The 12,764-nt window shown below is 33.7% G+C and carries 11 protein-coding genes; all 11 read left to right on the top strand.

Going from position 1 to position 12,764, the window contains the following annotated elements; translation table 11 throughout:
• Positions 1-55 precede the first annotated feature (55 nt).
• The 11 genes from WBF61_RS01685 (at position 56) to recA (ending at position 12,735) form a co-directional block, all read left to right on the top strand.
• Positions 56-1,114, top strand: a complete 1,059-nt coding sequence (locus WBF61_RS01685; RefSeq protein ID WP_424253345.1) for a BMP family lipoprotein — start codon at positions 56-58, stop codon at positions 1,112-1,114.
• A gap of 253 nt (positions 1,115-1,367) precedes the next feature.
• A complete protein-coding gene (locus tag WBF61_RS01690) occupies positions 1,368-2,918 on the top strand; it encodes an ABC transporter ATP-binding protein (RefSeq protein ID WP_424253423.1) in 1,551 nt (516 codons plus the stop codon).
• Complete coding sequence (locus WBF61_RS01695) at positions 2,908-3,972, top strand: ABC transporter permease (RefSeq protein ID WP_424253347.1); 1,065 nt, start codon at positions 2,908-2,910, stop codon at positions 3,970-3,972. Before WBF61_RS01690 ends, WBF61_RS01695 begins: the two co-directional genes overlap by 11 nt.
• 1 nt (position 3,973) lies before the next feature.
• Entirely contained in the window at positions 3,974-4,933 is a 960-nt protein-coding gene (locus WBF61_RS01700; RefSeq protein ID WP_424253349.1) for an ABC transporter permease, read from the top strand.
• A 127-nt stretch (positions 4,934-5,060) separates the two neighbouring features.
• Positions 5,061-6,323 (top strand): EF-P 5-aminopentanol modification-associated protein YfmF, encoded by a 1,263-nt coding sequence (gene yfmF / locus WBF61_RS01705; protein WP_424253351.1) that lies wholly within the window; start codon positions 5,061-5,063, stop codon positions 6,321-6,323.
• Positions 6,323-7,624, top strand: coding sequence for an EF-P 5-aminopentanol modification-associated protein YfmH (gene yfmH / locus WBF61_RS01710; RefSeq protein WP_424253353.1), 1,302 nt, complete (start codon positions 6,323-6,325; stop codon positions 7,622-7,624). The genes yfmF and yfmH overlap by 1 nt, the downstream gene beginning before the upstream one ends.
• Positions 7,621-8,346, top strand: coding sequence for an elongation factor P 5-aminopentanone reductase (gene ymfI, locus WBF61_RS01715; protein WP_424253355.1), 726 nt, complete (start codon positions 7,621-7,623; stop codon positions 8,344-8,346). Before yfmH ends, ymfI begins: the two co-directional genes overlap by 4 nt.
• A 170-nt stretch (positions 8,347-8,516) precedes the next feature.
• On the top strand, positions 8,517-9,383 hold the full coding sequence (locus WBF61_RS01720) for a helix-turn-helix domain-containing protein (RefSeq protein WP_424253357.1): 867 nt from the start codon (positions 8,517-8,519) through the stop codon (positions 9,381-9,383).
• An 87-nt stretch (positions 9,384-9,470) separates the two neighbouring features.
• Positions 9,471-10,052, top strand: coding sequence for a CDP-diacylglycerol--glycerol-3-phosphate 3-phosphatidyltransferase (pgsA, locus tag WBF61_RS01725; RefSeq protein ID WP_424253358.1), 582 nt, complete (start codon positions 9,471-9,473; stop codon positions 10,050-10,052).
• A 181-nt stretch (positions 10,053-10,233) separates the two neighbouring features.
• A complete protein-coding gene (locus tag WBF61_RS01730) occupies positions 10,234-11,496 on the top strand; it encodes a competence/damage-inducible protein A (protein ID WP_424253360.1) in 1,263 nt (420 codons plus the stop codon).
• 159 nt (positions 11,497-11,655) lie between these two features.
• On the top strand, positions 11,656-12,735 hold the full coding sequence (gene recA / locus WBF61_RS01735; RefSeq protein ID WP_424253362.1) for a recombinase RecA: 1,080 nt from the start codon (positions 11,656-11,658) through the stop codon (positions 12,733-12,735).
• Positions 12,736-12,764: the final 29 nt, after the last annotated feature.

Here is a 12,764-nt window from a genome sequence, read left to right on the forward strand (position 1 = left end):
AGAGCGCAGGTGAACGGAATTCATTTGCACTAAAAAAATGTTGGGGGTTTTTTTAATGAAAAAACGCAATTTTATGAGTCTTTTAGCTTTAGGATTAATTTCAGGAGTCACATTAGCAGCCTGTGGATCAGATGATTCAGATACATCTACTGATTCTGCTGAATCTTCAACTAGTAAAGATGATTTTTCAGTAGTCATGGTAACAGATATTGGTGGAGTAGACGATAAGTCATTTAACCAATCTGCATGGGAAGGTATGAAAGAATGGGGCGAAGAAAACGGTAAAGAAGAAGGAACCGAAGGCTTTAAGTACTTACAATCTAATGAAGATTCAGAATTCGTAACGAACTTGAATAGTGCGGTACAAGCTAAATTTGATTTAGTATTTGGAATTGGTTATAAATTAAAAGAAGCAATGACTGATGTTTCAGGACAAAACGAAGACCAACAATTTGTTATTATAGATGATGTAATTGAAGCTCCAAACGTTGCATCGGTTTTATTTAAAGATCATGAAGCAGCATTTTTAGCAGGAGTAGCAGCTGCAGAAACAACTGAAACGGATAAACTAGGATTCATTGGTGGACAAGAGAGTGACGTTATCTCACGCTTTGAAGCAGGATTTGTCGCTGGAGCTAAAGCAGTTAATCCAGAAATAGATATAAATGTTGAATACGTAGGTTCTTTCGGTGATGCAGCTCGAGGAAAACAATTAGCAGCAGCTATGTATAGCAGCGGTATTGACGTTATCTATCAAGCAGCAGGAGATTCAGGTAATGGTGTGTTTTCAGAAGCTAAAGATTTAATGAATGCTGATGAGTCTAAAAAATTATGGGTAATCGGTGTTGACCGTGATCAAGAAGCAGAAGGTAAATTTGACACAGGTAACTTAACATTAGCATCTACTCTTAAAGGTGTAGGTACAGCTGTTAAAGATATCTCAAATGAAGCAATGGCTGGCGAATTTGCTGGTGGAGAAGTGGTTAACTATGGCTTGGCTGAAGGCGGAGTTGACTTAACAGACGGTAACTTAACAGATGAAGTTAAAGAAAAAGTTGCAGAATATAAAGAGAAAATTGTCAATGGAGAAATTGAAGTTCCACAAAAACCATAAAAAATAATTTGTTTTTTTAGAATTTTAAACTAAATTTTTAAGAGAAAGGCCGGATGTTTATTCCGGCCTTTTCATTTCTTATCTACTATTTTTCTACTAATCAATGTTAGTTTTATCAGCAGAGAACGTTACATCTTAAAAATGGAAAAAAAGCTTGTGGCCCCTGATTAACAAATAACGTATAATAGTCTTTGAATATAAAAAGTTGAAGAGGAGTGAGTCCATCGTGTCTGAAACAAATTTCGTCATTGAAATGAAAGGTATTACAAAACAGTTCGGTACTTTTAAGGCCAATGACAACATAAATTTACAACTAAAAAAAGGCGAAATACATGCTTTGTTGGGTGAGAATGGAGCAGGTAAATCAACTTTAATGAATATTCTGTCTGGATTATTAGAACCAACCTCAGGAAAAATATTGATAGATGGAAAAGAAGTTTCTATTCATTCGCCTGGGATAGCTAATAAGATGGGAATCGGAATGGTTCATCAACATTTCATGTTAGTTAAAAAATTTACTGTTACAGAAAATATTATTCTAGGCAGTGAACCAAATAAAGCAGGTATTCTGGATCAGAAAACTGCTCAACAATCGATTAAAGAATTATCAGAAAAGTATGGTTTGTTAGTAAACCCATCGGCAAAAGTTGAAAGTATTTCAGTCGGTATGGAACAACGTGTAGAGATATTAAAAACACTCTATCGTGGTGCAGAAATTTTAATCTTTGACGAACCAACAGCTGTTTTAACACCTCAAGAAATTAATGAATTGATGCAAATTATGAGGGCGTTAACGAAAGAAGGTAAATCAATTATCTTGATTACCCATAAACTAGACGAAATAAAAGCAGTAGCAGATCGTTGTACGGTTATTCGACGTGGAAAAAGTATCGATACTGTCGATGTTTCAGCTACTTCACAACAAGAATTAGCAGATATGATGGTTGGTAGGTCAGTTTCCTTTAAAACAGCAAAAAAAGAAGCTAATCCTCAAGATGTTGTTCTTTCGATTGAAGATATCACGGTTAAAGAAGATAGAGGATTGGAAGCAGTTAAATCCTTAAGTCTAGAGGTAAAAGCTGGAGAAATATTAGGGATTGCTGGAATTGATGGGAACGGACAAAGTGAATTAATTCAAGCCATTACAGGTTTAACAAAAACTGAAAGCGGCAAAATTAAGTTGAATGGAAAAGAAATCCAAAATGAAAAACCACGAAATATAACAGAAAATGGATTAGGACATATTCCAGAAGACCGTCATAAGTATGGATTGATTCTACCTATGAGTTTAGAAGAGAATATCGCAATACAAACGTATTATAAAAAACCGCTAAGCAGTAATGGCTTCTTAAATCCTAAAGAAATTAAAGATTATGCAAAAAAATTAATTTCAGAATTTGATGTACGTACTCAAAGTGAAATGGTTCCGGCAAGTGCATTGTCTGGAGGAAACCAACAAAAAGCAATCATTGCTAGAGAAATTGACCGTAATCCATCGTTGTTAATTGCAGCTCAGCCTACTAGAGGTTTGGATGTTGGAGCAATAGAGTATATTCATAAGCGTTTAATTGAACAACGAGATAACGGAAAAGCTGTCTTACTTATGAGTTTTGAATTAGATGAAATTCTAAATGTTTCAGATCGAATAGCTGTGATGTACGATGGGAATATAGTAGCGGTAGTTAAACCAAAAGAGACAACACAGACAGAATTGGGATTACTCATGGCAGGTTCTTCTCTAGAGAAAGCAAGAGCTGCTGCTGAAAAAGAGCTGGGAAAGGAGCCGACTCACGTTGAACAATAGAAGTAAAATAGATGGTATATTAGTTCCAGTATTTTCAGTTGTTTTAGGATTATTATTAGGTGCATTAATTATGTTGATTTTTGGTTATAACCCAGTTGCGGGTTATCAAGCTATGTTACAAGGTGCTTTTGGCAATTCATTTTATATTGGAGAAACATTGAGACAAGCAACACCTTTAATATTTACAGCACTTGGATTCTCAGTAGCTTATACAGCTGGCTTCTTTAATATCGGTGTTGCAGGACAAGCCTTGCTTGGCTGGTTATTTTCAGTTTGGTTTGCATTGTCATTTCCTGAAATACCAGGCGCTCTTTTATTAATTATAAGTTTAATTGTTGGTGCTTTAGCTGGTGCGTTATGGGCAGGGATTGCAGGCTTCTTGAGAGCTTTCTTTAATACAAGTGAAGTTATTGTAACGATTATGTTAAATTATACAGCCTTGTATACAGCAAATTATTTGATCAGAAATGTTTTATCTGAATCATCAGATACAACAGCTCGTATCCCAGAAGGGGCAAGCCTTCGTTGGGAATGGTTATCTGATTTGACAAGTAATTCTACGTTACATGGAGGAATCTTTTTAGCATTAATCATGGCTGTCGTTGTTTGGGTATTTATGAAAAAGACAACAGCTGGATTTGAAATAAGAGCGGTTGGTTTAAATCCTTTTGCATCTAAATATGCAGGAATGAGTACAAAACGGAATATTATTATCTCAATGCTAATTAGTGGTTCACTAGCAGGTTTAGGTGGAGCAATGGAGGGTATGGGAACCTTTCAAAATATCTTTGTTCAAGGGGGAATCCCATCAATTGGGTTTGACGGTATTGCCGTTGCCTTATTAGGATTAGGTAATCCAGTAGGTATTTTATTCTCAGCATTATTATTTGGTGCTTTAAAAATTGGTGGAAATAGCATGCCTCTAGTAGCAGACGTACCTACAGAAGTCGTTGATATTGTTATTGCTTCTATCATCTTCTTTGTCGGAGCTAACTATTTAATCCGCATGTTCGTCGACAAACGTGCTAAATTAAATAAAGGAGGAGTAAAATAAAATGGATATTATTAATGTATTGCAACTTGTTTTTTCTTCAGCATTAGTTTACTCAGCTCCTCTTATTTTAACTGCATTAGGTGGTACGTTTTCAGAGCGTAGTGGAATAGTTAACGTTGGTCTTGAAGGTATTATGGTAATGGGTGCTTTTGGTTCCGTAGTCTTTAACCTGACATTTGCCTCTCAATTAGGTAATTGGACACCTTGGGTAGGTGTGATTGTCGGTGGATTAATCGGTATTTTATTTTCATTAATACATGCTGTTGCTACAATAAATTTACGAGCTGATCATATTATCTCTGGAACAGTTATTAACTTAATGGCTCCAGCTTTAGCAGTGTTCTTAACACGTGTTTTATATGACGGACGAGGTCAAACAGATATTATTTCAGAAAACTTTGGTAAAGCAAATATACCTTTATTAGAAAAAATTCCTGTTTTAGGACCTATTTTCTTTAAAGGAACCTCTGCCCCAGCTTTTGTAGGAATAGCTATTGCAGTCATTTGTTGGTTTGTTCTATTTAAAACTCGTTTTGGTCTAAGACTGAGAGCTGTTGGTGAACATCCTCAAGCTGCCGATACACTAGGAATTAATGTATATATGACTAAGTATGCAGGTGTTCTTTTATCTGGATTATTAGGTGGTATGGGTGGAGCTATTCAAGCTCAAGCTATTTCATTAAATTTTTCAGCATCTACAATTGCAGGACAAGGATTTATTGCTATGGCAGCAATGATCTTTGGTAAATGGAATCCACTAGGAGCAATGGGAGCTGCAATATTCTTCGGATTTGCTCAAAGTTTGAGCGTAATTGGAAACTATATACCAATTATTCAAGATGTTCCGAGTGTTTGGTTACAAGTTGCTCCTTATCTAATAACTATTATTGTTCTAGTAGGTGTAATTGGTAAATCTGAAGGTCCAGCAGCAAATGGTAAAACATATATTAAATCAAAATAATAAATAATAAAAAAAGCAATTAGAAGATCAACTTCTAATTGCTTTTTTGTCAGCAGTTTACTTCACTTTTCACTAATTTTAAACTATGATAAAGAGAAGATTGTATTTAAATATAAGGAGGAATAAAATGTCTATCCAATTAACTGAAGGAGTTAACCTTCATATTATACCAACTGAAAAATATAAAACAGTAAGGATAGTAGTAAAGTTTCGATCTCCTTTGGATAAAGAAACGATAACTAAAAGAGCTTTATTATCTAGTATACTTGAAACAAATAGTCAAAAATACCCAAGTCAAACACTTTTAAGAAGTGAATTATCTAATCTATTTGGTGCTAGTTTTGGTAGTTCAGTGACAAAAAAAGGTTCAGTTCATGTTTTATCAGTATCCATGAATGTGGTGAATGAAAAATATTTAACGATGAGTGATTCGTTATTAATAAACTCAATTGAATTTTTAAAAGAAATCATTTTCAATCCGAATGCATCCGATGGACATTTTGATAAAGGTACATTTAAACGTGAAAAAGAAAATTTAGTCGATTACTATGATTCCATTGCTGACGACAAGCAAACATATGCTAACTTAGAATTACAAAAACTATTTTTTGAAGAAGATAGCCAAAAAATTCCTAGCATTGGAACGAAAGAAGATCTAGCAAAAATAACTGAGACATCGCTATTTATTTATTATAAACAGATGCTTCAACAAGATTTGGTTGATATTTATGTATTAGGAGATATTGATGAAGAGCAGGTAATCGCTCAATTAAAAGAATTCCCTTTTGAACCAAGAAGATTTGAAAAACAAGAACTCTTTTATATTCCATCAGAAGTCGAGAAAATAAATACAAAAATAGAGTACCAAGATATTAAACAAGCAAAGTTTAATTTGGGGTATAAAACAGATATATTTTATCTTAAAGAAAATTATTACGCAGGGCAATTATTCAATGGTTTATTTGGCGGGTTTCCTCACTCAAAATTATTTGTAAATGTCAGAGAAAAGGAAAGTCTAGCATATTATGCATCAAGTTCATTAGATACTTTCAGAGGAATGATGATAGTTCAAACAGGTATTGACAGTAAAAAAATGGATCTAGTAAAAGAAATCGTAACACTGCAACTAAAAGAGATGCAAGCTGGTAACTTTACTGAAGAAGATATACACCAAACTAAACAAATGTTGAAAAATCAACTACTTCAATCTGAAGATAATTCGAGTGCAATAATCGAAAGAACCTATTCAAATAAACTAGTGAGTAATAAGACTAAGAGTATAGAGGAATGGATTAGAAATATCGAAAAAGTCACAAAGGAAGAAATTATTGAAATCGCTAAATTGGTAACATTAAAAGCGACATTCTTTCTATCTGAGGAGGTTAAGTAATGGAAAAAAAGGAGTATGAACAATTAAATGAAACGATATACACTGAAACACTTTCAAACGGATTATCCGTTACTTTGTTACCTAAAGACGAATTTCATAAAACATACGGATTGTTTACTACTAAATATGGTTCAATAGACAATCAATTTATACCTCGGGATGGCAAACAGTTGACTCGTGTTCCTGATGGAATTGCTCATTTTTTAGAACATAAAATGTTTGAAAAAAAAGATGGAGATATTTTTAATGTATTTGGGAAATTAGGTGCTTCAGCTAATGCTTTCACAAGTTTTACACAGACAAGTTATTTATTTTCTAGTACAACTAATGTCAATGAAAATATGGAGACGTTATTAGATTTTGTACAGGAACCTTATTTTACAAAAGAAACAGTAGATAAAGAAAAAGGAATTATTGGTCAAGAGATTCAAATGTATGAAGATGAACCAGATTGGCGTTTGTTCTTTGGGATTTTAGGCAATATGTACCCTAAACATCCTTTGCATATTGATATTGCAGGAACAGTTGATAGTATTGCAGACATAACAGCTGAGCTATTATACGAAAGTTACAATACTTTTTATCATCCAAGTAATATGAATCTTTTTGTTGTAGGAAAAATGGATCCAGAAAAAATGATGGATTTGATTAAATCAAATCAAGCTAAAAAAAGTTTTTCTGAATCAACTGAAATACAACGTTACTTCCCTGAAGAAACAATTGGCGACATTAAACCGTTTGACTCAATAAAGATGTCAGTTAAAAGGCCGAAAAGTATTATTGGTGTAAAGGGTATAGGTAAAGCTCCTGAAGGAAAAGCTGCTTTAGTATATAAAACAATTATGGATTTATTGATGACCTTATTAGTTGGACCAACATCGGATAACTATTTAAAACTATACGATTCTGGTGTAATTGATGACAGTTTTTCATATGATTTTAGCTTAGAACGAACATTTCACTTTGCTGATGTTGGGGGAGATACAAAAGATCCAGAAGCATTTAGTACGGTTATAAAAGAAATTTTATTAACGGCCAAAATGAGCCCAGAATTGAATGAAGAACACCTTATCCTTGTTAAAAAAAGAAAGATAGGTCAAGTACTTCAGTCCCTAAATTCTTTAGAATTCATTGCTAATCAATATAGCCAACAAAATTATGGAGAAGCTACACTACTTGATTTAGTTCCTATTATTGAATCGATTACTTTAAATCAAATTAAACATGCTGCTGAAGAATTCATGCAAGAAAGTCATATGAGTGTCTTTCACATCTTGCCTAAAGGAGAAGACAATGTATGAAGTCAGCATTAATCATGGGGGCTAGTGGAGATATAGGAACAGGGATTGCAAAAGAACTAGCTGAAAGTGGTTGGTCATTATATTTACATTATCATACAGACTCTAAAAGCATTGAAAGACAGCTTCAAGATTATCAAGCGCGTTATCCCAAACAAGATTTTTTTGGAATACAATTGGATATGACTCAAGAAGCGGGAATTGAAGAATTTATAAAAAATATATTTCAATTAGATGCGATTATATTTTCAAGTGGTTTTACTACTTTTCAATTGTTAACAGAAATAACGTCCAAAACGATGGACAATATGTGGGCAGTTCATATTAAAACGCCAATGTTATTAGTGCAAAAACTTCAAGGGAAACTAGCTCAATCTAATTCTGGAAGAATTGTTTTTATTAGTTCTATTTATGGTGAATCTGGTAGTTCTATGGAAGTTGTTTATAGTACGACTAAAGGAGCTCAAATTGCTTTTGTGAAGGCCTACAGTAAAGAAGTAGCTAGTTTAGGTATAACGGTTAATGCAATTTCTCCAGGTGCTATAGAAACTAAAATGAATTCTGATTTTAGTGAAATTGAGTTGAAAGAATTAAAAAAAGAAATTCCAGTTGGACGTATGGGGAGTATTTCAGAAATTAGTTTCTGGGTACATCAACTATTAGAACCTAGAAGTGCTTATTTAACGGGGCAATCGATTATCGTTAGTGGTGGCTGGTTAAGGTAAGATGGAAATGTTTATTTAATGAACTGCTAAAAATTAAATACGAATGTCATTAAACTTATTCTTGACTATCATCAAAAAGGGATGTTTCTCTAACTTTTGGTGTGCTATAATATAAATTGACATGAGCTTTTTATGCTCTCTAAACAAGAGAACTGGTAGGTGAATTTAAAATGAATGAAATTGGTGAGAAACTACAAGAAGCCAGAAAAGCTAAAGGCTATACTTTAGATGATTTACAACAAATGACAAAAATACAAAAACGTTATTTAATTGCGATTGAAGAAGGCAATTATAATGTAATGCCGGGAAAATTTTATGCACGGGCATTTATTAAACAGTATGCAGATACGGTTGGGCTTAACGGCGATCAATTATTAGAAGATTATACGGATACTGTTCCACATACTCATGATAGCGAATATGTAGAACAAGCATCTGCAAATCAAACACGTTCAGGAAATAAAATAGACAACAAGTTAGTCGGAAATGTTCGAGATTATTTGCCTACATTACTCATTTTAGCGGTGGTTATTATTATAGTAGCTGCGATCTATCTTTCTTTTATTAAAAATAACCAAACGGCTAAAGAGGATATGATTACAAAAAATTCAGAAACAGTTGTTGTTTCAAGTGCTGAATCAAGTTCCAATGAATCAAAAGAACCAGAAAAACAACAATCTTCTATTGTTGAAAAAGAAGAACCTGTAGAAACAGTAACTATCGTATCATCAACAGGTTCTCAAACTACTTTTGCTGTGACAGGAACATCAGAAAAAAACGAAATTAGTTTACTTGCTGAAAATGGAGATAGTTGGGTAAGTATCGAAATTGATGGAGATATGGTTGATCAAGCTCTACTATCAAGTGGAAACTCACTAAAAGCCTCTATCCCAGAAGGTGCAAAGCAAGTGAATCTAGTTATAGGAAATGCTGCGGTTACGTCGGTTACGTTAAATGGTAAGACTATCGAGTACGCTCCTGAAGCGGCCGATGCGGTTACACAAAAAATAGAATTTCAATTTAATAACGAAGAATAAAAATAAGAAGGCAATAAGGAATTTCTTTTATTAGATTTTTTCTTATTGTCTTAAATTTAAGACGAAAAAATGAAAGAAGGCGATAATTTGAATTTACCAAATAAACTAACGGTTGTTCGTATATTTATGATACCTATCTTTGTTGTTATAGCTTTAGCACCTTTAAATTGGGGAGTTTTGCAGTTATGGGGTTCAACCATTGAGATTACACAACTAATAGCAGCTATTATCTTTGCTGTGGCTAGTATAACAGACTGGCTTGATGGGAAAATAGCCCGTTCAAGAGGACTAGTAACTAATTTCGGGAAATTTGCTGATCCATTAGCTGATAAAATGCTAGTTATGACTGCTTTAATTGTTTTAGTTGGACAAGGATTAGCTTCTTCTTGGATTGTTGCCATTATCGTTTGTAGAGAGCTAGCTGTAACAGGTTTGCGTCTTTTATTAGTGGAACAAGGCGGAACAGTTTTAGCGGCAGCATGGCCAGGGAAAATTAAAACGATGACTCAAATGATTGCAATTATTTTATTACTGATAGATAATCTGCCATTCGAAGGTCTAGGTATTCCTGTAGCGGATATTATGTTATATATTTGCCTGTTCTTTACTATCTACTCAGGAATTGATTATTTTGTGAAAAATAGCGGTGTTTTTAAAGGCTCGATGTAATTTATTTTAAAATAAGATTAACAGGTTTATGAATAATAGGCTGGGACAGATGTCCTAGCCTATTTAAATTCTATCGAATGTTTGAATACACTACATTATATAGTCGTTATAAATCTTAAATCTTTATATAAAAAAATAAGGAGTCAATAAGCGTATATTGACTATTAGTGAGGAGAAAAAGATGAATGCTGAAATAATTGCTGTTGGAACAGAACTATTGCTAGGACAAGTAGTCAATACAAACGCAACTTTTTTATCAAGAGAACTAGCAACATTGGGTGTTGAAATTTATCATCAATCTGTTGTAGGAGATAACCAAGAAAGATTAGAAAGCGCGATAGAACTTGCTGAAAAAAGAAGTGCATTAATTATTTTAACTGGAGGATTAGGACCGACAAAGGATGACCTGACAAAACAAGTATTGGCAAAACACCTTAAAAAGAAATTAATACTAGACGAAGAAACTATGAAGAAAATAGTAGCGTATCATGAACAAAGGAAACGCCCCATGTCTGAAAATAATCAACTTCAAGCACTAGTAATTGAAGATTCAATTGTTTTGAAAAACACTAATGGTATGGCTGCTGGTATGTTTTTGAATTTAAAAGAGAATGCTTATATATTATTACCGGGTCCTCCTCATGAAATGGTAAGAATGTTCGAAGAAGAAGTAAGACCCTTGCTAATGAAGCAACTAACTAAGACAATTCTAGTATCAAGAGTTTTGCGTTTTTATGGAATAGGCGAGTCAAGATTAGTGACATTAATGGATGATATCATTGAAAATCAAACAAATCCAACACTAGCTTCTTATACAGGAAAACACGAAGTGAGTTTGCGATTAACTGCTAAAGGTAGAGATGAAGCTAGTTGTGAAAAAATGTTAGATAATTTAGAAATAATTATAAAAAATCGTGCCGGAGATTATATATATGGCTATGGCGATGAAACGAGTTTAGTTGAGGTAGTGAGCAAGTCAATAAAAGATAGAACATTAACATTGTCAGCAGCTGAAAGTTTAACTGGAGGAGCTTTTCAGAGTATGATGACGTCTATATCTGGATCCTCAGATATTTTTGAAGGTGGTTTAGTCACTTACAGTAATAGAATAAAAAAAGGCATACTTGGTGTTGATCAACAAATTATCGATCAATTTGGAGTAGTTAGTAGTCAATGTGCTATTAAAATGGCTGAAAAGGTTAAAGATTCATTTGAAACGGATATAGGAATTTCTTTTACAGGTGTCGCTGGGCCCTCAGAATTAGAGAATAAAAAGACAGGCATTGTTTGGATAGGCCTAGCTATAAAAGATAAAGAAACATTCGCAAAATGTTTTAATTTTGAAGGAGACAGAAATGTTATTCGTGAATTGTCAGTTTTAGCAGGCTTAGATCTAATTAATAGAGATTTATTGGGTAAGGAAATTAAACAGAAAATTTATTGAATAATCTAAAAAAATAAATACAAAACAACACCGAATGTTTGTTCGCTTTTTTCTTGCATTTTATCATAAAAGAAAGTATGATAGATGTTGTGAGGCTTATAAAAATAAAACTAATTACATGAATAAATAGTAAAAAAGAACTATTTAGGAGGACAAAAAATGGCAGATGATCGTAAACAAGCTCTAGAATTAGCGCTAAAAAAGATTGAAAAAAACTTTGGTAAGGGTTCGGTTATGAAATTAGGTGAGAAAGTAGATACACGTATTTCAACTGTTCCAAGTGGTTCTTTAGCATTAGATGTGGCTTTAGGGGTTGGTGGATTTCCAAGAGGAAGAATCATCGAAGTATATGGCCCAGAAAGTTCTGGTAAAACAACGGTAGCTCTTCATGCAGTAGCTGAAGTTCAAAAACAAGGTGGGATAGCTGCTTTTATAGATGCTGAGAATGCACTAGATCCTAAGTATGCAGCAGCATTAGGTGTAGACATTGATGAGTTGCTATTATCACAGCCAGATACAGGCGAACAAGGGTTAGAAATCGCTGATGCATTAGTATCAAGTGGTGCTGTAGATATAGTCGTTATTGATTCCGTGGCAGCATTAGTACCTCGCGCAGAAATTGAAGGAGAAATGGGAGATAGTCACGTGGGCTTGCAAGCTCGTTTAATGTCTCAGGCTCTTCGTAAATTATCTGGATCAATTAATAAAACCAAAACAATTGCTTTGTTCATTAATCAAATTCGTGAAAAAGTAGGCGTAATGTTTGGTAATCCTGAAATAACACCAGGTGGACGTGCTCTTAAATTTTACGCAACGATTCGTTTAGAAGTAAGACGTGCAGAACAAATTAAACAAGGTACGGATATTATGGGTAATCGTACGAAAATAAAAGTAGTAAAAAATAAAGTAGCTCCACCATTTAGGGTAGCAGAAGTTGATATTATGTATGGAGAGGGTATTTCTCAAGTTGGAGAACTTGTAGATATGGGGTCAGAAAAAGACATTATCGATAAAGCTGGAGCTTGGTACTCTTATGAAGGTGAAAGAATTGGACAAGGTCGAGAAAATGCTAAACGTTATTTCTTAGATCATCCAGAATTAAGAGCCGAAATTGAGAAAAAAGTACGAGCAGCATATGGCATTGGTGATGCTTCAGAAGAGCCAGAAGAAAAAGATAGCAAAAAAACCGATTCAACTATAGAAAAGAAAAGCAAAACAACTTTAACTGAAGAAAAATAAAACTTTTTGCTAAAAATATGTAAGAAAGA

The sequence above is a fragment of the Carnobacterium sp. genome (assembly GCF_049673005.1).
In the GTDB taxonomy this organism is placed as follows: Bacteria; Bacillota; Bacilli; order Lactobacillales; family Carnobacteriaceae; genus Carnobacterium_A.